Here is a 20495-nt window from a genome sequence, read left to right on the forward strand (position 1 = left end):
CAGCCTCGTAACCATCTTGATTTCACATAAATTCTATGAAGCACAGTTTTTAAAAAAACACTAAAGCTGGGCTTAGTTTCGTATTGCCAATTTTAGATCTATGCTATGTGAAATTTTCGGGGTAGCTTTCTCGAGATCAGTTTGTCGTCAAACACATAGATTTGATCATATGCATGTTCCCATGCTACTTATCCGGTCGTGATCGTCGGCCCACTTCAAGCTCTTGAAAAACGTCGTTCTTTTCGATGGGGTGGCGTTTCCGACTTTGGCTCGTGTTCTTGTCACCGATCGGGAACCGGACAATGTCCTTGACATTGACAAATGACAAGAACTTGTTGATCCTATAATAGGACTTCGGACGGCATGTCACGTCGGTATAGTTTCCGAATAATGACCGTGATAACCGACACATGGCTGTGACAAGTCAGGTTAAGAGATCCTGAGCTCTTTTCGTTTATAAAATTAAAACGTAGTATATACACTTTCACATTCTTTCGCGGTCGGTTCATAAAAACAATGCTTCTTCCATCGCCCTACGAGCGGCTGGTTATACCAAGTTGGCGGACATGGCCCGGGATTTTCGAACGTTCCTGGGCGGAAATACCATAGGGAGAATTTGCCTGGCCAATTCCGCTCCCCATTCACAGCCCGTTGCGCTAGGCGGCGTTCCCTCTCTCTTGCGTTTTGATAGTACAAACCATGCTGCAACGCTTCAAACGCATGCGGCTGGTTGATCATTTGGGGAATTGTCCGGATTCCTTTAAAATCGGAGCAATTCGCTCTTACTCGGTTAATGCCAACATTCCCAACAAGGAGCATGCCCAGTTCACCTTCGGTCTCAGCTTCAGCTCGAAGCAACCTTGCCAACATATCAATATCCTGTTTCCTGGCTTTTACGACTGCCATTGGCTCACCTCTTTAGATTTCTAGACTCATCATATTGTAAGTGAAGCGGATGTGTTACTCTGGCAAAATAGAGAGCGATAATAAATAGCCGTTCCACCACACTCTTCTGCCCGTTACTTCAATGAACCTCAAAAAGGAGCTGTCCTTGTGGCAGCTCCACGCTATCGTACTCCGTTAGTGAAACATTTTTCTTAGAATGTTGCACCACCACAAACCAGTTTGTTCCACATTGCTAATTCCGGAATTGAATTAGGTTTCGTTTCTGAAGGATGGAAAGCACAAATTTGTTTGGGATTACCATTTAATCTAAATGTTACCTGTTACAATTGTCCTAACTTTCAAAGGACTCCCATCCAAAACACAAGTTAGGTCTGCATGCCCGTAATTAAAACTGCCGTCGTCAAAGTCTGCTTTCACATTATCATATGACAACAGTTTGAAACTTTCATCGCTATATAACTTCAGCATTTCGTCTATCCAAGCTTTCTCATCCATTATGTCGCCCCCAAATAGATTTGAAGCTTTCTTCCATGGAAGAGTAACCACACTGCCATTTATAATTTAGAACCTGATATTCGTTTCCTATTTCAATACTCTGCTCATTGAACCGAAACTTAATAGGAAATAAAAACGCATGGATTGAGTCGGAGGCAAACGCAACAACGAAGCAGAAATTACGATCCAAAAGCAGTACCAAATATAAATTTTTTCAAACACAGGCTCTTCCAGATTTGTTTTTAATTTAGACGTGCAAAATTCCTATTCAAATGCTGTTAATTCCCCTAATATTAACAAATTTGCATTGTAAGTATCCTGCTTATTACTCATCATTGAAACAAATTCAGTAGTTACACAGTCAGGGTCAGTGCCATTAGTTGGTACTCCTTCGAAAGAAGAAATACTAGAGGAAACTTTATATGGGCGTTTCTTTTCCGAAATTGGCAAAACTTTCCCCGATTTTAGAGTTACGATGGAGCCCCTTCTTCAACTCCAAACTCGGATATATCCGTTACGACCGGACCGATATAGTACCTCTTTTTCTGCAATTACCCGTCAGCCAATGCAATTTTTTTTCATCATTTCTAAGAAATAACTAAATCCAATCATCAATTGCACCACGTTGGGCATATTCAATTGCACATTCTGTACTACTATATATCATTAGATTCACCACTCCTTGATTGAGTAAAATCTATTGTACTTGACTTCCAAATGGAACACATGGTACTTATTGGACATAACTAAACTGCCCTTTTTCAGAACGTCAGTCGAATTCTAATATCCGAATATCAGGGTTTGTTTACTAGGAATCTTAACACCGTTTTCATCTTTGACGGTTCAGTCTTACGGGGATCCGATAAATAAATTTCCCGATGAATTTTGCTTGAACGGATAAAACCATATTCAGTACAAAATGCTTCCATTCGCGCAAAACTTTCCGGCTCATCGTCAAAGCTTCCAATATGCATCATCTGACAACTCAATCCATCTTCCACATGCTCAAACCTCACTTTCTCAAGGAACGGGTTTTGTTTTTTCCTTTTCGTCTGTTCCCAAAATCGCTCGAACCATTCTTCAGTCAAAAAATCTGGTTGGCGTATCATTATCGTATACTTATAATTGTTTTTGTCTGTCGCGGGTTTTGACCGATCAAGCAAGTCCCATTCGCCCTCAAGTGGAAAAACCGTATATTCATAATATCCAACGGGTACATCTTCACTTTTGTAAGACATTCGCACCGCATAACTCATGCTGTACAAAGCTTCTGTTACCTTGGCGAATTCCTCGCCATTAGGGTCCCCAGATCCACTGACCATAAAAAATGGCATCTTCGGCACTACCACAATTTCCGGCACCGTTTTTGGCATATAGAGTTGCTTATAATCTTTTTTATAATCTACCTTTTTACTCAAAGCCGATATCTCCTTTTAAAATATATATAATCCGACATTTCCTCTGCGGCAACTTCATGATGTCATTTAGCGTCATCATTCACCCATGATCACTTTATAATATACGCCAACAGAATAGATTTTCCTTTATTTGTATGTAAAAAGCAGTTTCTTGCCCAAGAATCGCCCCCTTGAATTACATGGAAGTTGCATTAAACTGCCAGTTACTTCATAGTTTATAAAAAGTGGAGCTCCCCTGCGGCAGCTCCACACTATCGTTACCCGGTAGTTCAAAGAACTTACAATTTTAATTATGTTCTAGTTTAATTAGCAGCGATCGTTTCAGTGTGTTGCTTGCCATTCTCGAACCATTCTAAAACTATTGCCGCCTTTGCTTTTTTCAGCCAACTTTTGATTTCCTCGTACTTTATCAAATCGATATAGCGAGAAGAAGAACTACCTTCACTTTATACGTTTTTGTTGAGTATTTTATCACCGTGAGGTCTAATAGTCATACTCCCATCGCCAATTAAGTCAGTATTGAACAAATGTGAATATTTTAATTCTTGAAGACTCATTTCTTTTAGTGTGACTATTCCTTTCCAATGTTCTGATTCTCCATTAAGTACAATTTGGGGTTCGCATCCTTGAAGACATGATGCAAACAATACTATTACGACGAATAGTATTATTCTAACTTTCATTTGATCCCACCCTTTAGCCATTCATGCCGCATAAAGCGTGCACCACAGAGCGATGAAAGTTAATCCGTTCTTTCATGGTAGCTGTACGCTATAGTATGGTATAAATTCCCCCTATTATTTCTCTATTCTGAAAGTGCCCTAATTATCACTAACCTGCTAGTTAACTAAGACGCGGCTGCCGATTTATGCCGGCAGCCGCGTCTTAGTTGGTTATTAAGCAATCGTTCTCCGTTAATGTGAAACCTTGGCGTAAATGAGATCAATATCGATATGTGTTTAGATGATCTCTGTTTGGCTAGCTTATGAGCTGCTCCTCCAGCAATTTGCGAATCACGATTTCATGTACTGGAAAAGCGATTCGGGGGAGCTCCTCGTATGAGAAATAACCTACTTGGTCGATGTCATCTCCCGCACGAAGCTCGCCGCCGGTCTCTTTGGCCAGAAACCAGATCATGACGCTCTGCTGCTCTGGATTATACCATTCAGTGCCTAGGTACGGCTCTCCATAAAGGGAAGTGACGGTATAGAGAGAGGTAATCTCTATGCGCAGCCCCGTCTCCTCCAACATTTCACGCTTTGCCGCCTCATACACATCTTCTCCCCACTCCACATAACCGCATGGCACACACCATTGCCCGCTGTAGCGTCCCCTCTTTCGGCCAAGCAGCACCTTGCCGTTCCGGATGAGAATCATAGCTACGCTCGCCGATGGATTCTGGTAAAACACAAATCCGCACGCGCTGCAGACGAGCCTCTCGTTCTCGTTAAGTCGCAGGGCCCCCCCACATTTTGGACAATAGCTGTATCTCATCTGTAATCCACTCCCATTATAAGGAAATCATTGTCTCGCTCCGATTGTACCTTACTTCTGGCGGGCCCCTCCAATACTTGTTTGCGAAGAACTTGTTCTCACTATGCGATCAAACTGAGGTGGAATCGCAATTATGGCGATCGAAGCCAATATATGCAAAACGAGCAGTAATCCAAACTACAAACCAATTATCCCCCTTCTCCTCAGTGCACCGTAATATCGCTTTGATAGGCTAGACCGACCCTTTTTCTTTTAAATGCTCCTCCAAGCTCAATATGGTCCAGCATACATATTGCGACATCGTCATAAGCAACATCCAACTCTTGAAGTCGGCTGAACAAGTGACCGGCTATATCTGCCTCGGAATATTCCTTGATCGTCTCCGGAATCGGAATGGGCAAAATTTCCGTTGTTACATGCAGATGTACCGGATCTGGATACTCTCTCGAATCAATCATTGTTCCCGGACACATAATGGACCAATCGAGCCCAGTCTGTTGTAGCCTTTCGAAATTCCGGTTGTGATTTCTATACTCAGGCGGGAAGCCGGGTAAATTGTTGCCGATAAGTTCAGTATATGGAATCTCGAGCAGACCGGCTCCTCCCATTAACCATACCCGGCCAGAGAAACTAGGTTGGAATTCACATTGGCTTATAATGTTATCGACGATACGAACAAACTCGTCTCCCTGGCCCGCATGGCCGGCTGCAATAATAGCGGCGTCTTGATGCGCGAGCGCCTCACCGACGCTGACCGGATCCATAATATCGTCCACGATCACCTTCACATGCTTTGCGGAATGCTCACCTAGTTGATCATAAAGCTTCTCAGAATTTCGCACAAATGCGGTCATTTCATGCCCCATTTTTATTCCTTGTGCCAGCACTCTTTTCCCTGTATTCCCCGTCGCTCCAAAAACAATTATTTTCATTGTTCTTTCCTCCTCTTTAATAGCTCCAATATTGGGTTAACTCAAGCTTAGCATCGCTTCTAAATTATGTTAAGAACCCACTTTAAAGTAGGGTACTTACTTAAAAGTAAGGGTAAACAAAAGCTGCCCGGAATCCCGCGGCAGCTTTTGTTTTGAGTTGATTGAATTAGTGTACAAGTTCATTGAACCAGCTTTAAGACGCTGATTCTTCAAATTTCCGCTTATTATGATTTTCTCCCCAAGCACACATTACTTCTGCTACAGGAATCAATGTTCTGCCGTATTCACTAAGAGAATATTCCACTTTTGGAGGGATAGCAGGGTAGACCGTTCTATCGACTATGCCTTCTCGTTCCAAATCTCGTAGATGTTGTGAAAGCATTTTTTGTGAAACATCAGGTATAAGCTTTTCCAGATCGTTGAATCGCTTTTTGGATTCAATCAAATGCCATAAAATCATTGGCTTCCATTTGCCACCTAAAACATGAATGAGTGTCTCAACTGGACATTCACGCTGATGAATCATAGATAAATCATCCCCTTACTTTTAAGTAAGTGCATTACCTAATATTAACATAACAAAATTTTACGATAGCTATACAATCAAGTCAATCATTGAAACTAAAAAGGGATAAAGACATTAATCGCCCCAACTCTATCAAATTTAAAAACGATGGCACTAAAAAATAACGATCAGTCCACAATTGGAGAGAGCTCTGCGTTTAGTTACAAACAAATTATCAAAAGTAGTTAAAACCTTTCTGGGTAAATTACCAACGCAAGGAACATGTGAGTTGGCCTGCATTGCCGCAAGTGCTACCTGCATGGCCGTTTGTCCGGTATATTCCCACCATGCTTATTGGGCTGTATCGCTGCAGAAGCCGCGTGTGAAGCACTATGCTAGTATAAAAAATTGGATAACAGGACGTACTTTAAAGCACGGCCGTATTATATGTTCGCAGGATATTCACTCAGAAACTTCGCCTTTTGCTCACTGCATAAAACTTGTTAACGTCAAAATGTTTTGAGTCGTACCAACGATATTTCAATATGCTCAAGCGTTGAATTAGCAGCAAAAATAATGACACGCCTTGAGTGGCCCTTTCCATCATTTCTTGTTGTTGATATTAATGGTAATCGAGATATCGATTAAATTCAGCACGAACCGAGGTTACTTACAATGAAAAATGGACTGATTTCGCTGAAATCCTTTCATTTGTAGTTTGTGGAAATGACAAGAATATGATCCGATAAAATAAAAAAGCGCCATTTAGGCGGATATTAATCGGACTATTTTCTTGTCATCCGACACTTATATGATTCTTCAATTAAGCTGTGACCGTGTACTGCTGTCTTCTGGAGAGATCTTCAATTTCGTAATCACACCCACTGCTGAACTTACTCTGAATGCGCACGAAAAAACGGCTGCCATTGAAGTGAAGGAAGCCGTTTTTTCAAATGATTAAGATCCGAGGTGACATTACACCGCTGTTAAAATGAGCGGCATACCTTTGGTAATGACAATCGTGTGCTCAAACTGTGCGGCATAGTGATGCTCCGGCAGCAGCAGCCCCCAACCGTCATCGCTCTCTTCTACAAATTCCGCTCCGTCCGATACAAAGGTTTCCACCGCGAGCACTAGTAAGTTCGTGAGCAGCCTGCTGTCTCGCGGATCATAGTAATTCAGAATGCTGTCCGGCATCTCATGCAGTTCGCGGCCAATGCCGTGCCCGACAAATTGCGGATCACGGTGAAGCCGTCCTTGCGGGCTTCGTTGTGAATTGCCCGTCCGATGCCGCTGATCTTCGCACCCGCCCTGGCCTTCTGAAGCCCCTGATGCAGCGCGCGAAGCGAGCTCTGACACAGCTTTTCCTTGTGAGGCGAACGAGTTCCTACCACTATCGTTGCCCCGGTGTCAGCATAATATCCGCCCAGCTCCGCCGACACATCAATATTAACGACGTCCCCTTCCTCCAGTACCCGAGGACCTGGAATGCCATGCGCAGCCACCTCATTCACGGAGATACAGGTTGGTTCGCGCAAAGCAATGCTCAATAAGGCGCCGGCTGCAGCGATGCTTGTAATCATTAGAAAGATGCTGGCAAACGCCGACGAGAGCCCCTGTAGACCAGCGGATTCACATCGGGCGTATGGGAGCTTGCCCGGGAGGCAAGAAATCCCGTCAGCCCGGCTAGAGGTAATCCGCGAATGGCTGCCACCGGACGCTTCTGAACTTGAACCGATTGCTTACCAGCTCAAATTACTTGTATATTTAGCTCAAACAAAATGCATACAGGAAACTTTTTGATAGGTTACCGATCTGACGCCCTTGCTGGTTTAGCTTAATGAGTTTGATTGTACCTCCTCCCTGCCATCTGTCGTGAATGAGATTAAAGTTCTTGTCACCTAACAAGGGTTGATTCTCTGGGAATTTTTGGTTTCCAACTCATGGTACCACTCCAAACGGCTATTCTTTCATCACTAAAAACTGTTGTCAAAACGAGTACAGTTATGATATGGTGTAACAAAATAGAGAGAAGAGTTCCGGATATGGAATGAAGAAATAGGAGAAACTTATACGATGACTAACAAGAACAGCCAGACTGCCGTTAGACTAGCTCTGCTGCTTGGTTTATTTTCGACACTTGGGCCTTTTACCATCGATATGTATTTGCCCGCTTTTCCTCAAATTGTTGAGCGTTTCGGTACGACAGCTTCCCTCGTCCAGCTCAGCCTGACCGCCTGTTTATTGGGACTTGGCATCGGCCAACTGGTCATGGGTTCGCTTAGCGACGTCTATGGAAGGCGCAAGCCGCTGCTCATTTCCATGGTAATCTATGTTGTGGCAGCTTTAGCTTGTGCGATCTCACCGAATATTTGGCTGCTGATCCTGTCGCGGCTCGTGCAGGGGTTTGTTGCGTCGGCGGGTATCGTCATCTCCCGTGCAATTGCTCGCGATATGTTTAGTGGTCACGAGCTCACCAAATTTTTCTCGCTTCTCTTGCTTGTCGGAAATTTGGGCCCGCTTGTGGCACCGGTAACCGGAAGCGGTGTTCTAGCGCTCACAAGCTGGGTCGGCGTATTTATCGCTTTGGCGCTGCTGGGAATTTACCTCCTTGCCATGACAAAATGGAGTCTCCAAGAGACGCTGCCTGTCGAGCGCCGCAGTCCCAGCGATTTTACTCAACAACTGCGAAACTATGGATCGCTTTTGCGTGATCGCTCATTTACGGGCTATATGCTCGCGCAGGGGATCATGATCGCGGGGGTATTCGCGTACGTTTCCGGAACTCCTTTTATTTATCAAAATATTTACGGAGTTTCCCCTACGGTATTTGCTCTGTTGTTCGGATCAAATGGCATCTCCCTGATTATCGGCTCGCAATTGGTCGGTCGAATGGCTCACCGTGTGTCGGAGCAGACCTTTCTGCAGTTCGGTCTATGGCTTGCCGGCGCAGCCAGCATCGCCGTCTTATTGGTTGCGATGTTCCACGGGCCGCTGTACACACTCGTGATTCCGCTCGTTTTCTTCGTAGCGGCCATCGGCATTACATCCACGGCAGCTTTTCCTCTTGCGATGGAGAGCCAGGGCCATATGGCTGGTAGTGCGGCTGCACTGATGGGCGTTATACCCTTTTTGCTTGGTGCGGTCGTTTCTCCGCTAGTCGGCATTGCCGGGGAAAGCACGGCTGTTCCGCTCGGTGTCATTATTTTGACAACAAGCGCAGCAGCGATGCTGTCCTACTTCCTTTTAGTGAAACGAGGTTCGATTAAAAAAGCAGGAAGCTTCGGGGTAAAGAAGCAGGTGGAGCAATTTTGAAACAAAGATAAATGAAACGAAACGGCCAAACATTGAATCGAGGTGTTTGGCTGTTTTTTTATTCGTTCAGCGTACCTTCGTCTTCGTACATCTTCGTTCTCCGCTTTCCTTTTGCAAAATTTGAACCATTGTATAAAAAAATCCGCTTGCTTAGCGGATTTCATCACAGATATCTCCCAAATTTTCGCTTTTATTATACGTTCCTATTGCTTTAACCGGGTACCAACAGGTCTCCATATTTCTCAAAATACATTTTATTATTATATTCCACATGTTTCTCCTACCGTAAATTATTGAATTGTTATTCATTCTCCATCGTGCTGATGTCGATTACAAATCGATACCGTACGTTTGAAGCTAATACGCGCTCCCACGCTTCATCAATTTGATTAGCGGAAATCACTTCAATCTCAGGAGCAATGTTGTGTTCAGCGCAAAAATTAAGCATTTCCTGCGTTTCTCGAATACCGCCGATCATCGAGCCGGCAAACGACCGACGATGAGGGATAAGCGAAAATACCTGAACTGGCAACGGTTCCGCTGGCGCACCCACATTGACCAATGTACCGTCCAGCGCCAAGAGTGAAAGGTAGGCGTTTATATCGATCTGCGCGCTCACGGTATTCACGATGAGGTCGAAATAACCAGCCAATTTCTTAAAGGTCTCAGGATCGCTCGTGGCAAAATAATGGTCCGCGCCCAGCCGCAAACCGTCTTCTTTCTTCTTCAATGACTGTGATAGAACCGTAACCTCAGCCCCCATGGCATGAGCGAGTTTCACAGCCATATGTCCAAGCCCGCCAAGTCCAACAACTGCTACTTTCTTGCCAGGAGCGGCTTCCCAATGACGCAGCGGCGAATATGTTGTGATGCCGGCACACAGCAAAGGAGCGGCGACATCAAGCTCCATACCGTCAGGAATTCTAACCACGAAGTCTTCGGTTACGACGATATGGGTGGAATAACCACCCTGCGTATATTGCCCGTACCGATCGATGGCTGCGTAGGTGCCCGTATTGCCACTAATACAATACTGCTCCTCTCCCTTATGGCAGTTAACGCACTCTCCGCAGGAGTCAACCATGCAGCCTACCCCTACTCGGTCGCCAATGGCATACTTGCTGACTTCCGAACCAACCTGGGTGACGATTCCGGCAATCTCGTGGCCTGGAACAAGAGGATAGTTCACCGGTCCCCAGTCGCCGCGAGCTGTATGTATATCAGAGTGGCAAATACCAGCGTACTTTATCTCAATGAGGACATCATGCGGCTTAAGATTCCTTCGTTCTATCGTGGTCAGTTTGAATGGACCTTCTGGACTGAATGTTGCGCGTGCATTAACAGAAATCATAGTCTAGCCTCCTGCAATCATTTAATCGTCATGGAGACGACAACATTATTAGTTTCCACTCTTTTCTGTATAGAAAGGACTTTAGAGGTAGGTCCCGATTTGACGTTCGATTGCTCTTGGGTCTGCTACTCGAAGTAATCTCCAATGCCATTGATTTGCTATTACTGCAACTAGTCTTGCTGGGCATGCGCTTGAATTAGTAACTGTTGTTGCCGTGCATTGTTTTGTGTATCTAACGCTGATGTAACACCCGATTGCTGTTGCGCATACTGGATCAGCTCATTGCACCTTTGGATCACCTCACTCCAGTTGTTACTGGAGCAAGCATTTTGGATCTCCTGGCACTGTTGCTGCCACCTTTGTCCTGCTGTTCCCATGTTTGGCCCCTCCTTTTTTTACATCTGGCTCTTTGAACCAATGAATAGGATAGACCATGCTAGCATCTTTTATGCGCATCAAGTTGATGTTTGGATACAACATAAAATAGGCTCCAAAAGTTACTGTTTAGTCTTTTTATTTGTTGTATTAATCACAACGAAAATTAAAAATACAGTTGCCTTCTCGATTTCTTGGCTATGCACACTTTCCATAATAAATATTATGTTAACAATACAAAAGACTAATCCGATCTGACGGTCGGATAAGAATGAACAAAGCCCGCCTGATTGTGACAACTCATCTGGCCTATCTCTTGCTACACCGATCTAGTATCCTTAGCCACGCTATCCGCCCATTTAGCTGAACAGGCTGCCGATTTTTTTCTGCGGCAGCCTGTTCAATCCGCATACTCGTACCTTGACACATCGTCACTTCATCCTCCCTGTGCGAACGGATTAATTCAGGATTGATTTTCATATTCCGCCCGGTCGTTGAACAACACTCTTTTTTTATACACTTAAGGGACACCAATAGCGAGCATTAGTGAGAAAACTAAATCGTACCGAGGGACCGGCAGGATAGTGGAAATGCTTCCAGTTGGTCTTCGAGATCATTACTTTACGGCATACCATACGGTATGGTATGGTTATCGATGTAGAGATAATGGATTTTTAAGGGAGTCGATAGGATGACAACAAAAATGAAACTGAAATGGTTGGAGGAAGGGTTTTCACTGCTGGGTGAACAAGGGGCGGGCCTCTTGACTATTGATACTCTCACAAGCCGTTTAGGAGTGACGAAAGGGTCATTCTACCATCACTTTCAAAACTGGCAGAGCTATAAAGAGAGTCTTCTCTCCTTATTTGAAAATGAGAGAACGCTCAGGACCATAAATATTGCAGAACAACAACTTTCACCCCTCGATAAGTTTGAGCTCATCATGAAAACATCACTAGAACGAAGATACGAGCTAGAAGTGGCCATACGGGCTTGGGCCTTAATGGACCCATTTGTAGCATCATACCAAAAGCGCATTGACGAAAAACGAATTGAATATATCGAAGAGATCCTATGGCAAATCTGTCATGATCGTGAACGTTCTCGCGATATGGCCCGGCTTTTTTACAGCCTCCATGTGGGAAGTCAACATCTCTTTCCACCAATCCAAGGTCAAGATCTAGAAGTACTCTACAGAGAGATACAGAAGCTTTTCAACTTACTGACATCTCCATCAACAAAGTAAAAGTAACAAAACGCTTGATCATATTGATTCTTTATGAAAGGGAGTATATTGATGAGTAGCAAGGGAGAAATCATGATTCCACTCACAAGGTCAAAAAGCTGGATTGTGTACGCAACCAGTATCTGGATGATCGTTTTCGCAGCGGCTCATATCTACTCTGCTCTCGGAGGATACTATGCGGTTTCGAGCGATCCAGGTACTAACAACAACGATTCAATAGAAGTAGCGGCGGATATTATCGTGACCATAATGTGTTTAGCAGGTGCTTTCGTTTCTCTCGCGGCCGTCCGATCATGGGGTATTTTGGTACCACGGTGGATTGTGTTAATCCCTGCTTGGACTGGGTGTATTCTGCTTGTCCTGCGAGGTGGAGCGGGCGGTATCGACCAGATGATGAGAGTAACCGGAACCCTGCCACACGGTTTCTTTGGAAGTTCGGAATCAGTTTATGTAATTTGGGCAGGTAGATTTTTTGATGCTTATGTGATTATCGGGGCGATTCTTTTTGTAACGACAACCCGAATTTACCTTCGCAGGACGCAAAGATGAAAGTAGTAAAATTGCGTTCGAATGGACCCTTCCTTTAATCGGTAACTCCTTTTGACCACTAATTCTAGAGAGGAGTTGTTAGTAAATGATTTACAAAAAATGGGGTACTAGACCATCTTCTGTGCGGTCAAAAAGAACTTGGCCTGGTTATGCGTCGTTTGTTTGGGTTGCTGTATTTATTTTATTTCATATTTACTGGGCTTTTGGTGGGCGCTTTGGCCTTGGTGATGCATCTAATCCAATTCCTCCTCTTCCCACGAATCTTTCAGAATGGATTTATTTTTACATTGTCATCATAATGTTTGCCGCCGGCACTATAGCTCCACTTGCAACTGTTCAATCTTGGGGTCGGTTTATTCCTCGTCGAATTATATATATTGCTTGTTGCATTGGATGCGTGGTATTGATTCTGCGTGGAGGCGCAGGATTTGTCGACGATTTTTTTCGGACAACAGACCTGCTGCCAAATGGGATCACTGGATTGACTTATGAGCAAATATATGGAGATAAACATATATCAACGTACACGCTATGGTCAAGCCGGGCAATGGATGGGAATTTTTTTCTTGGAGGTATTCTCTACGGTTTGGCTGCTTGGTTTTATCACAGTAGAATATGATAGAAATAAGCAAATACGCCAAGCCCGTATTGAGAGAAGGCTCATATATATTGGGGGACACCTTTGATCCTCTGCCCTCGATTGTTCTGCAGTGAACGAGTGCTAAAATATCTTCAAATGCTCTTCTGTATTCTGAAACGGATGTCCAGCGAGCGGTGGATACGGTTCTCAATTCGCCCGGATTAACAACCCAGTGCTACCTGTTTGCAACGATTACCCGAAAGCGGCGGAACGCATTCCGTGCATTCAATATATAACACATCAATTACGGGATAAGTTCATTCGCGATTATACGCATATGTTTGTGTCGTTAAACGATTATGCACATATGTTTGTGTCGTCGGACTATAGTTGACTAGAACTTTATCCCATTCCCGACCTGCATTCGGAAAAAAACACACCGTCAAAAGACGATGTGCTTTGGGTTTAATTTTATTAAATCGTTATATTGTCAGTCTGGATACAAACTGATCGACATATGCTCGGATTGATTTATTTTCTACTGTGACCGCCTATCTACGGAGCCAGTGAACGTGCGGTAATGAAGTCAAGGATGGATTGCACTAATCGCTTTTTGCTTACAAAAACATAAACGTTAAAATTGGATCTCCTCCAGAATATTCTTCTTATCGTCCACAAACTGTACCGATATCTGGCCTTCATCCAACGTAATTGCCGCACCGATAAATCCTGCCTTTCCATCTTCCCCCTTCGGAAGAGGCTTTGCACCCACTACAACTGGACATGGTTGACCCAGATGATCCTCGGGACATCCCGGCATCCAGACCGCGGTTCTATGCAGATGACCGCTCAGCATAAGATCCGGCTTAATATCCTTCTTAAGGATATCGCACCACTCCTTATAAATATCCTGCTCGATATCAAAGGGAGGCTTCTGCACATAAGTAAATGGTTTGTGTACAATAACAACTTTATATTGGTAATGATTGTATTCCTGTGTCTGTGCCACCTTTTTCAAAAATTCTGTTTGCCGCTTTCTGAATGCATGACAACAGATGGTGTTGCCATATTCTGCATGGGAATCATCCTTGTCCTCACCGCAATCTAACACCAAACCCCAAAGCTTTCCCACGTGAAAGGTAAAATAGGATTTTCCATGCTGTGTAGGGGTATATTCGGCAATGTTTTCGGCATAGATTCCACGGGTGTCGTGGTTGCCTCTGGAAAAAATACAAGGAATGCAGCCCTGCGTAACTTCAGCGCAGATGCGGTAAATGGCGTCAAAGTTTTCAAGTTCTCCACTGTGATCCGGAATATCTCCGTTCAAGACTAGTAAATCGATATCACCCTCCTTTGCCTGTGCAGCCAGAACCGGGGACTCTACACGATTGTGTGCATCGGCAATATGAAAAATACGGATTCTGTCACCCTGAACTGGGCGGAAAGAAAACCGATGACGTACAACCTCCTCCGTTTCCGGGTGATATGGCTTGCGTTCAATCATTTTCCGATAGCATACGGTATATTCTCTAGCATCGTCCAATGCTTGACACGGCACACTGATGCGGTGCAGTGTAGTATGAGAACGAAGAATACCGTTAGAATCGTCATAATAGCATTCTTCTTTTATTTCAAGCCACATAAGGCACTCTGCAGAAACAGGTACCATGATCTGATATTCGTCCCCTACGGCAAATACGGTCGGGACCATTCTTAAAAGTTCTGGTAATTTCATGTTAAACACTCCCGTCAGTAACTTTACATCATTGTATAAAAGACACATGAGCTAAAAACAACATATCATGCTTTGTGATGATCAAGAGGCGCGGTTGAAGCGCTTCACTGCGACAACAATTGATCACTTCGATAAAAGGCAATCCGAACCATTCATCACTTATCATCTGGGTCCGCTTACCCACGCCCCTTTCCCCGAAGCTAAAGCGTATCGCGGGATGTGTGAATAAAGCCGTACTTCCGGTAAGGTTGTGCCCGATGCAACTTCATGGCGCAGACGAATTCACGAACCTCTTCCCAGCGCATCGTCGTTACCTCCGGAAACTAACTCGCAACTACTCTCAGTATAGCATAAGCCTAATCAAAGATGTACGTGTCCAGGCGTAGAACCACGTAGAACCCATGTCCTACTGGGACCATGTTCCTTAATATTCAACGTGTCAGAATCTCCGGTGTATCCAGTGGCAGGATCATACTCTCTTAACAAAAAAGGTCACCGACTTTGAAATCGCGGTCGTTTTTCCTAACCTCGAAATTCTTTTTTCCATGTCTGCACCAGCTAAAAATATTCCGGTCATGTTTTCAATTTGTGCGTCTCATTTTTCAGCATTCGATTCCCTCCCATGTATTTCTAAAATGCCATTTGGACAATCTATCCATGGAGGTGAAAGTGATGGATAAAAATCAGTTTGACGATGAAACAATCGCTCCAGGTATGAATACACATGATGAAATCGAAGAAAAAGCAACAAACAAAGAAGTACAAGAGGGTGAGTCATCTTCGGCCACACACCTTTATCTTGACCGCACGCCGGAGGACTAAGGTATGTCCTCCCTCCCTTTTCCCAAGTTCCTCAATATTAATGAACATATCTAATACTTTAACGTGTACACTGCTCAAGCATAGGACAGTCGCGGCAGAGCTCAGCCTTAGACTTGTACATGCGGTAACCGCCATGCTCTGTCGTAGCATAGGCTAGCTCTTGTTTTTGAGGACATACATATACATCCTTTTCAGGGTTGTACTTAAATCGCCATTTGGCGAACAATCCTTTGACCGGTGTAAAAGCTCTTCCTCCAATAACAGCGAATAGCTTCTTGTCATGCAGCTTCTTGCAGATGTACGAAGTTAAATACCCGGCATCTAAGGCTACAGCCTCCAAGGATTCCTCAAATCCAAACTTCTGATCCTGGTGTTCCAACCGCTCTACATAAGGGACAGGGTCATGTACATCATGCTCCTCACGATCTTGACTAACGGCGTCATCCAATTCTTCTATGTATGACTTTGTGCTTTGTTGTATTTCTTCTCTTATAATTTTTCGCTTATTGGCATTGGCTTTCAAGTGAGTTGAATCGGAAATCAACACACGACCACCAACCATCCGATGGGAGATTGCCAGGAAGACAACTTGATCGAAAATTTCTTGAAACACGTTGCTTTCACTAAGCCGATAGCCGATCAGCATCATTTTAAAGAGATGAATCGGATCTGCGGAAGGCCGTCCATTATCCTCGCAGTAAAAGGGCTTTACCTTGTCAAGAATGAAAGAAAAGTCAATGTAGGATTGAATTTTTCGGAGTAGATGATCTTGTGGAACTAGCTCTTCAATAAAAACGAAATCGTATGCGTTTTAGACCTCTATTTTGGATCGTAACATAGCATCACCGCCTAGATTTATTACTTATATTATATCATATTAACGCGGTAATTTATTGAAGATAGGAAGTATAAAAATAGACTGTTGAGACTTTCTCAACAGTCTGAGTCTGCCACTTACATGGCAGACTGTACGATCCCGTTACCATTCCCCCCGATCGGCTCGAACGAACAGATTCCTTATAACAACCAATCTCCGACTATGCCTGTAATAGCCCACTTGCCGTCGGCTCGACCTAATAAGGAGATAGAGCTCCCCGCTGCGTCAGTCCCGATGGAAGTCCTCCCGCCTAATGGCGTTAGGATAGTGCTGCCTGATGGAGTCACCAGATTTAGACGATAGGGCGCTTCTACGAAAAAGGTATAAGCTACGGATCCTTTTGCCGCAGGCAGGGTCAGGCTGATTTCTCCTGAAGCACCGGCATTGGTAATTTGGGAACCGATGAGATCAAGAGAAATCGCACCCGATGCTACAAACGAATGGACGCCCACTGGACTATTCTCCGCATAAATGTCCTCAGAGACAGGATCAATCGAGTAGAGACTTTGACCTCCGCCTCGGGTGGAGCAGTTAAAGTACTGCACGTTACGAATGATTTCCGTCTTATTCTTCCTTAACGTAAATCCTCGTTTCATTAACGGTGAAGTACGTAAATCTACCGATTCACAATCGATGTAGACCGCATTTCCTATGGCCGTTCTCGTCTGTTGAGGCACGGTAGTAAGAATGAACGAGGAACCGAAGCTGTAGGGATCATCCGGTTGATTCACCGTGTTGCAGTTGACGGCACGACACCGAATATACGATCGTTTCACACCGTCCGCAGAGAAGGATAAGTCCGAGAATCCGGCATATTGTTCGCCCTCCGCTATACAATCGATGAGCTTGATCTCTCCCGGTGCTGCTTTGGCGCCATCTCCTCCGTAATTCATGGAATAGCCGTACGAGTTGCCTTTCGTTTTGCAGCGATCGAAGACGATATCGATGCTTTCGCTAAGTGCGGTCGGCTTCAACAGCGTGACTAAAAACCCGCGTCCCGTATTGCCTTCCGCTACACAACCGATGAAACGGATATTTTTCAAAAGGTCGAGCTGACTGTTCGGCTCAATATCCACCCCGCTTTGCGGAGCCGTTCCCTTGGTATTGGTAAATCTGCAATTCTCCACCAAAAGCCCGTCAACCGATATAACGGATAACCCTTGCCTCCAATTATTGTTGGCTCGACAATTCCGTAACACGATATTTTTGCTGAAAAGAATCGTCGATTCGAAGTAACCGACATAAAATCCGTCGCCACCGCTATCATTGGCGTTAATATTCTCGACGACTACATTTTCCGAGCCGCTAATATCGAATATATGCGCCTGCTCTCCCGAGGTGTAGGCCGCCTTATTCATTCGCAGCGTAGCTCCGTTTCCGTTGATGTAAACATCCTTCACGCTTTTGATACGGATTAACCGTTCATAGGCAGGAGCAACTCGGCTTAACGTGTCTACCGCTTGTATAATGGTGCCCGGGTCCAGCTCAATCGCAATTTGGCTGGGAATAAAAAGCTGCCCCGTCAAGTAGTAGCCTGCCCTCTGCTTAGGAATGAACAGCTTACTTCCGGAAGCGGCATTCAATGCGGCCTGCAGCGCCTGCGTATCGTTGGTGACGCCATCGGCTTTCGTACCGAACCATGAGGCGACAAGCGTATCTTCATAAATTCTTTTAAAGCGTTTGCCGTTAGAGGATACCAGCACGGTTCCCGTGTTATCCGCCGTCGTGCTGTCACTCGGATCGTAATAGAAAAATCCTTCCTGCCCTTCGTTCGTCACATAATACATCGTCAAAGGATCCGGCTCTTCCTCCGCCCGCAGCTCCTCCAGCTTGACGGCCAGGCATAAATGCTGGTCCAGCAATGCCAACAGCTGCTTTGCTTGCTCTTTCTTGCTTTGACCGTATACGGATTCGGTCACCGATGAGTCTTTGGCAAAAGCGGTCGTAGCTCCGGCTCCCTTCCATATCCCGGCAGTGAGAGCGGCTGCTCCGCCTATGCCTAATGTCGCAAGAAGCTTTCTGCGGCTGATTAGCGCCTCCTTCATATTCCGTTGACCCGTTCCTTCCTCATTCACCCTGCTTGCAGCTTCAACCGCTTCGTGTTCCTGATTGGATTCTTTAGACATAACTGAGATCGCTCCTTTTTCTCATTTGTCAACCGAAAACGGAAACCTGAAACTTCATCAGCCTTTGAGTCCTGTCGAGGCGATGCCTTGAACGAAATATTTTTGAGCGAACAGAAAAACCAAGAGCACGGGGACAATCGTAATAACCGCCCCGGCCATAACCAGCGTCATCCGGTTCTGAACCTCGTTTTTTAGAAACAGCAGACCGAGAGGCAGCGTGAACATCTGTTTATCTTGCAAGTAAATTAACGGCTCGAGAGTGTTATTCCATGCACTAATGAACGTAAAGACGGCTAAGGCCGACAAGGCCGGCTTGGCAAGGGGAAGGTAGATTTTGTGGAAAATGGTCCATGGATTCGCTCCGTCGACCCACGCCGCATCGTAAAGTTCTCTCGGCAATGTTTTAAAAAACTGGTGCAGCAGGAAAATCCCAAATGCCCCGCCCAAAAAACTTCTTAGAATCAGCGGGTAATACGTATCCAGCGCGCCAACGGTTTTCCAGATATAATAGGTAGGAATCATGGTAATCTGGGAAGGAAGCATCATGGTACCCAGCATCGCTAGAAAGATCAGGCTGCGGCCGCGGAATTGAAAGAAGGCCAGGCCATAAGCGACAATTGCACAGGAAACTACGGTTCCGACCAGATCCAACACGGTGACAAAAATACTGTTCAGGGTATATTGCAGAAAATTGACTTCGAACCACACCTGCTTGTAATTATTCCAAACGAAGGGCTCCGGGATCAGCTTGGGAGGCAATGTCAATTCCGAACCTGGAGCTGTCAAGGAAGTCGATAGCATATATAGAAACGGTACGAGCATGATGACGGACCCGATGACTAATATGGCGTAGGCAGCTGTCTTCAAACCGATATAGGGTTTATTCATAATGCACCCACCTTTTCTCCGCCACCTTTTGTACAATGGTAATGGCCAGAATAATCAGGAAGAGGCCCCAAGCCATCGCGGACGCACTGCCCATTTTGAAATTAAGGAACGAATCGCGGTAGATTAGGATGTTCGGAACCATATTCCGGTCCGCCACCGAAATGACGTCCCCAAGCATGACAAGAAATACATCAAAGGCGTGAAATGCCGAAATCGTAGAAAGGATCATGACCATATATACCATCGGAGATACGAGAGGAACCGTGATTTTAGTAAATAAGGTCCGGCCCGACGCCCCATCCATGCGTGCCGCTTCTATCATTTCTTGGGATATGTTTTGCATCCCGGCCAATATTAGAACCATGGAATAGCCTGCGCCCTTCCAAATGTTCACAAGTGCAATGGAACCTATAACAAGCCACCAGCTGCCGCTGCGAATCCAATCTACCGGCTGAAGCCCCATGGTCTGCAGAATCCAGTTCAGCAGGCCGTACTCATTATTGTAAATCCAAAGCCAGATCATGCCCCCTGCCACCCAGGGGTAATGACAGGGAGGAAGAACACCATTCGGAATAACGATTTTCCTCGAATTTGCAAGTTGAGCAGATACGCCAAAACAAGTGCAACGAACGTTTGCAGCGGTACGAACAGGATGGCAAAATACCCGACATTCCGCAGCGAGAGCCAGAATACCTTCTGGTGCAGGAATTGATTCCAGTTACGCAGCCCGATCCACTGCGGCGGGTTGAATAAATCCCACTTCGCAAAAGTCAAATAGAAGGAAAATACGAATGGGAACAAGAAGAAAACAAGCAGCTGCAGGACAAAAGGTAAGGTAAAGGCGAAACCCCACCAGCCTTGTTTGCGCATGGAAACACCCC

22 protein-coding genes and 2 pseudogenes are annotated in these 20495 nt (G+C 45.0%); 5 read left to right on the forward strand and 19 right to left on the reverse strand.

What is annotated here, in order from left to right; all coding sequences use genetic code 11:
* Positions 1-462: 462 nt before the first annotated feature.
* The 9 genes and pseudogenes from ACFQI7_RS13265 to ACFQI7_RS13305 all read right to left on the reverse strand — a co-directional run bounded on the left by ACFQI7_RS13265 (position 463) and on the right by ACFQI7_RS13305 (position 7333).
* Positions 463-906, reverse strand: a complete 444-nt coding sequence (locus ACFQI7_RS13265; RefSeq protein WP_218101556.1) for a cell wall hydrolase — start codon at positions 904-906, stop codon at positions 463-465.
* A gap of 306 nt (positions 907-1212) precedes the next feature.
* Positions 1213-1401 carry a hypothetical protein gene (locus ACFQI7_RS13270; protein WP_218101555.1) on the reverse strand — a complete coding sequence of 63 codons (189 nt, stop codon included), beginning with the start codon at positions 1399-1401 and terminating at the stop codon, positions 1213-1215.
* A 794-nt stretch (positions 1402-2195) separates the two neighbouring features.
* Positions 2196-2819 carry a GyrI-like domain-containing protein gene (locus ACFQI7_RS13275; RefSeq protein ID WP_230415405.1) on the reverse strand — a complete coding sequence of 208 codons (624 nt, stop codon included), beginning with the start codon at positions 2817-2819 and terminating at the stop codon, positions 2196-2198.
* Between the two features lie 978 nt (positions 2820-3797).
* A complete protein-coding gene (locus tag ACFQI7_RS13280; RefSeq protein WP_230415403.1) occupies positions 3798-4196 on the reverse strand; it encodes an NUDIX domain-containing protein in 399 nt (132 codons plus the stop codon).
* Positions 4197-4229: 33 nt separating this feature from the next.
* Positions 4230-4313 (reverse strand): annotated as a pseudogene (locus ACFQI7_RS13285) (NADH pyrophosphatase zinc ribbon domain-containing protein); the annotation flags it as partial.
* Positions 4314-4516: 203 nt separating this feature from the next.
* On the reverse strand, positions 4517-5245 hold the full coding sequence (locus ACFQI7_RS13290; protein WP_218101553.1) for an NAD(P)-dependent oxidoreductase: 729 nt from the start codon (positions 5243-5245) through the stop codon (positions 4517-4519).
* Between the two features lie 193 nt (positions 5246-5438).
* Entirely contained in the window at positions 5439-5771 is a 333-nt protein-coding gene (locus ACFQI7_RS13295) for a winged helix-turn-helix transcriptional regulator (RefSeq protein ID WP_218101552.1), read from the reverse strand.
* 954 nt (positions 5772-6725) lie between these two features.
* Positions 6726-6947, reverse strand: coding sequence for a M24 family metallopeptidase (locus ACFQI7_RS13300; RefSeq protein ID WP_268966847.1), 222 nt, complete (start codon positions 6945-6947; stop codon positions 6726-6728).
* Positions 6929-7333: a M24 family metallopeptidase gene (locus tag ACFQI7_RS13305; protein ID WP_268966846.1), complete on the reverse strand. Its 405-nt coding sequence runs from the start codon at positions 7331-7333 to the stop codon at positions 6929-6931. The genes ACFQI7_RS13300 and ACFQI7_RS13305 overlap by 19 nt, the downstream gene beginning before the upstream one ends.
* A gap of 493 nt (positions 7334-7826) precedes the next feature.
* On the opposite strand from ACFQI7_RS13305, the gene ACFQI7_RS13310 reads away from it, so the two are divergent.
* Positions 7827-9065 (forward strand): multidrug effflux MFS transporter, encoded by a 1239-nt coding sequence (locus ACFQI7_RS13310; protein ID WP_218101551.1) that lies wholly within the window; start codon positions 7827-7829, stop codon positions 9063-9065.
* A 301-nt stretch (positions 9066-9366) separates the two neighbouring features.
* Here ACFQI7_RS13310 and ACFQI7_RS13315 read toward each other — a convergent pair whose 3' ends face one another.
* Positions 9367-10416, reverse strand: coding sequence for an NAD(P)-dependent alcohol dehydrogenase (locus ACFQI7_RS13315; protein WP_218101550.1), 1050 nt, complete (start codon positions 10414-10416; stop codon positions 9367-9369).
* Between the two features lie 170 nt (positions 10417-10586).
* Complete coding sequence (locus ACFQI7_RS13320) at positions 10587-10793, reverse strand: hypothetical protein (RefSeq protein WP_218101549.1); 207 nt, start codon at positions 10791-10793, stop codon at positions 10587-10589.
* Positions 10794-11494: 701 nt separating this feature from the next.
* Between ACFQI7_RS13320 and ACFQI7_RS13325 the strand changes: the two genes are divergently transcribed.
* The 3 genes from ACFQI7_RS13325 to ACFQI7_RS13335 all read left to right on the forward strand — a co-directional run bounded on the left by ACFQI7_RS13325 (position 11495) and on the right by ACFQI7_RS13335 (position 13205).
* Positions 11495-12037 (forward strand): TetR/AcrR family transcriptional regulator, encoded by a 543-nt coding sequence (locus tag ACFQI7_RS13325; RefSeq protein WP_218101548.1) that lies wholly within the window; start codon positions 11495-11497, stop codon positions 12035-12037.
* A 51-nt stretch (positions 12038-12088) separates the two neighbouring features.
* Complete coding sequence (locus ACFQI7_RS13330; RefSeq protein ID WP_218101547.1) at positions 12089-12586, forward strand: DUF3995 domain-containing protein; 498 nt, start codon at positions 12089-12091, stop codon at positions 12584-12586.
* Between the two features lie 85 nt (positions 12587-12671).
* Positions 12672-13205, forward strand: coding sequence for a DUF3995 domain-containing protein (locus ACFQI7_RS13335; protein ID WP_218101546.1), 534 nt, complete (start codon positions 12672-12674; stop codon positions 13203-13205).
* A 595-nt stretch (positions 13206-13800) separates the two neighbouring features.
* Here ACFQI7_RS13335 and ACFQI7_RS13340 read toward each other — a convergent pair.
* Together ACFQI7_RS13340 and ACFQI7_RS13345 are read right to left on the reverse strand one after the other, a co-directional pair.
* A complete protein-coding gene (locus ACFQI7_RS13340; RefSeq protein ID WP_218101545.1) occupies positions 13801-14901 on the reverse strand; it encodes a metallophosphoesterase family protein in 1101 nt (366 codons plus the stop codon).
* Between the two features lie 479 nt (positions 14902-15380).
* Positions 15381-15467, reverse strand: a complete 87-nt coding sequence (locus ACFQI7_RS13345) for a DUF3850 domain-containing protein (RefSeq protein ID WP_230415415.1) — start codon at positions 15465-15467, stop codon at positions 15381-15383.
* Positions 15468-15573: 106 nt separating this feature from the next.
* Here ACFQI7_RS13345 and ACFQI7_RS13350 point away from each other — a divergent pair, with 106 nt between their 5' ends.
* Positions 15574-15723, forward strand: a complete 150-nt coding sequence (locus ACFQI7_RS13350) for a hypothetical protein (protein WP_218101544.1) — start codon at positions 15574-15576, stop codon at positions 15721-15723.
* 58 nt (positions 15724-15781) lie between these two features.
* Here ACFQI7_RS13350 and ACFQI7_RS13355 read toward each other — a convergent pair whose 3' ends face one another.
* The 6 genes and pseudogenes from ACFQI7_RS13355 to ACFQI7_RS13375 form a co-directional block, all read right to left on the reverse strand.
* Positions 15782-16372, reverse strand: coding sequence for a hypothetical protein (locus tag ACFQI7_RS13355; protein WP_218101543.1), 591 nt, complete (start codon positions 16370-16372; stop codon positions 15782-15784).
* A gap of 5 nt (positions 16373-16377) precedes the next feature.
* Positions 16378-16513 (reverse strand): annotated as a pseudogene (locus tag ACFQI7_RS37915) (IS5/IS1182 family transposase); the annotation flags it as partial.
* Positions 16514-16740: 227 nt separating this feature from the next.
* On the reverse strand, positions 16741-18726 hold the full coding sequence (locus ACFQI7_RS13360; protein ID WP_218101542.1) for a right-handed parallel beta-helix repeat-containing protein: 1986 nt from the start codon (positions 18724-18726) through the stop codon (positions 16741-16743).
* A 57-nt stretch (positions 18727-18783) separates the two neighbouring features.
* A complete protein-coding gene (locus ACFQI7_RS13365) occupies positions 18784-19614 on the reverse strand; it encodes a carbohydrate ABC transporter permease (protein ID WP_218101541.1) in 831 nt (276 codons plus the stop codon).
* A complete protein-coding gene (locus ACFQI7_RS13370; protein WP_230415401.1) occupies positions 19607-20137 on the reverse strand; it encodes a carbohydrate ABC transporter permease in 531 nt (176 codons plus the stop codon). Before ACFQI7_RS13370 ends, ACFQI7_RS13365 begins: the two co-directional genes overlap by 8 nt.
* Positions 20134-20484: a carbohydrate ABC transporter permease gene (locus ACFQI7_RS13375; RefSeq protein ID WP_230415399.1), complete on the reverse strand. Its 351-nt coding sequence runs from the start codon at positions 20482-20484 to the stop codon at positions 20134-20136. Before ACFQI7_RS13375 ends, ACFQI7_RS13370 begins: the two co-directional genes overlap by 4 nt.
* Positions 20485-20495 lie beyond the last annotated feature (11 nt).

Origin of the sequence: Paenibacillus allorhizosphaerae (assembly GCF_042659105.1) — a bacterium.
GTDB lineage: Bacteria > Bacillota > Bacilli > Paenibacillales > NBRC-103111 > Paenibacillus_G > Paenibacillus_G allorhizosphaerae.

Coding starts and splice junctions, on each gene's coding strand:
- ACFQI7_RS13265 (WP_218101556.1), bottom strand. CDS start 906: ATGGCAGTCGTAAAAGCCAGGAAACAGGATATTGATATGTTGGCAAGG.
- ACFQI7_RS13270 (WP_218101555.1), bottom strand. CDS start 1,401: ATGGATGAGAAAGCTTGGATAGACGAAATGCTGAAGTTATATAGCGAT.
- ACFQI7_RS13280 (WP_230415403.1), bottom strand. CDS start 4,196: ATGATTCTCATCCGGAACGGCAAGGTGCTGCTTGGCCGAAAGAGGGGA.
- ACFQI7_RS13290 (WP_218101553.1), bottom strand. CDS start 5,245: ATGAAAATAATTGTTTTTGGAGCGACGGGGAATACAGGGAAAAGAGTG.
- ACFQI7_RS13295 (WP_218101552.1), bottom strand. CDS start 5,771: ATGATTCATCAGCGTGAATGTCCAGTTGAGACACTCATTCATGTTTTA.
- ACFQI7_RS13300 (WP_268966847.1), bottom strand. CDS start 6,947: ATGCCGGACAGCATTCTGAATTACTATGATCCGCGAGACAGCAGGCTG.
- ACFQI7_RS13305 (WP_268966846.1), bottom strand. CDS start 7,333: ATGATTACAAGCATCGCTGCAGCCGGCGCCTTATTGAGCATTGCTTTG.
- ACFQI7_RS13310 (WP_218101551.1), top strand. CDS start 7,827: ATGACTAACAAGAACAGCCAGACTGCCGTTAGACTAGCTCTGCTGCTT.
- ACFQI7_RS13315 (WP_218101550.1), bottom strand. CDS start 10,416: ATGATTTCTGTTAATGCACGCGCAACATTCAGTCCAGAAGGTCCATTC.
- ACFQI7_RS13320 (WP_218101549.1), bottom strand. CDS start 10,793: ATGGGAACAGCAGGACAAAGGTGGCAGCAACAGTGCCAGGAGATCCAA.
- ACFQI7_RS13325 (WP_218101548.1), top strand. CDS start 11,495: ATGAAACTGAAATGGTTGGAGGAAGGGTTTTCACTGCTGGGTGAACAA.
- ACFQI7_RS13330 (WP_218101547.1), top strand. CDS start 12,089: ATGAGTAGCAAGGGAGAAATCATGATTCCACTCACAAGGTCAAAAAGC.
- ACFQI7_RS13335 (WP_218101546.1), top strand. CDS start 12,672: ATGATTTACAAAAAATGGGGTACTAGACCATCTTCTGTGCGGTCAAAA.
- ACFQI7_RS13340 (WP_218101545.1), bottom strand. CDS start 14,901: ATGAAATTACCAGAACTTTTAAGAATGGTCCCGACCGTATTTGCCGTA.
- ACFQI7_RS13350 (WP_218101544.1), top strand. CDS start 15,574: ATGGATAAAAATCAGTTTGACGATGAAACAATCGCTCCAGGTATGAAT.
- ACFQI7_RS13355 (WP_218101543.1), bottom strand. CDS start 16,372: ATGATGCTGATCGGCTATCGGCTTAGTGAAAGCAACGTGTTTCAAGAA.
- ACFQI7_RS13360 (WP_218101542.1), bottom strand. CDS start 18,726: ATGTCTAAAGAATCCAATCAGGAACACGAAGCGGTTGAAGCTGCAAGC.
- ACFQI7_RS13365 (WP_218101541.1), bottom strand. CDS start 19,614: ATGAATAAACCCTATATCGGTTTGAAGACAGCTGCCTACGCCATATTA.
- ACFQI7_RS13370 (WP_230415401.1), bottom strand. CDS start 20,137: ATGATCTGGCTTTGGATTTACAATAATGAGTACGGCCTGCTGAACTGG.
- ACFQI7_RS13375 (WP_230415399.1), bottom strand. CDS start 20,484: ATGCGCAAACAAGGCTGGTGGGGTTTCGCCTTTACCTTACCTTTTGTC.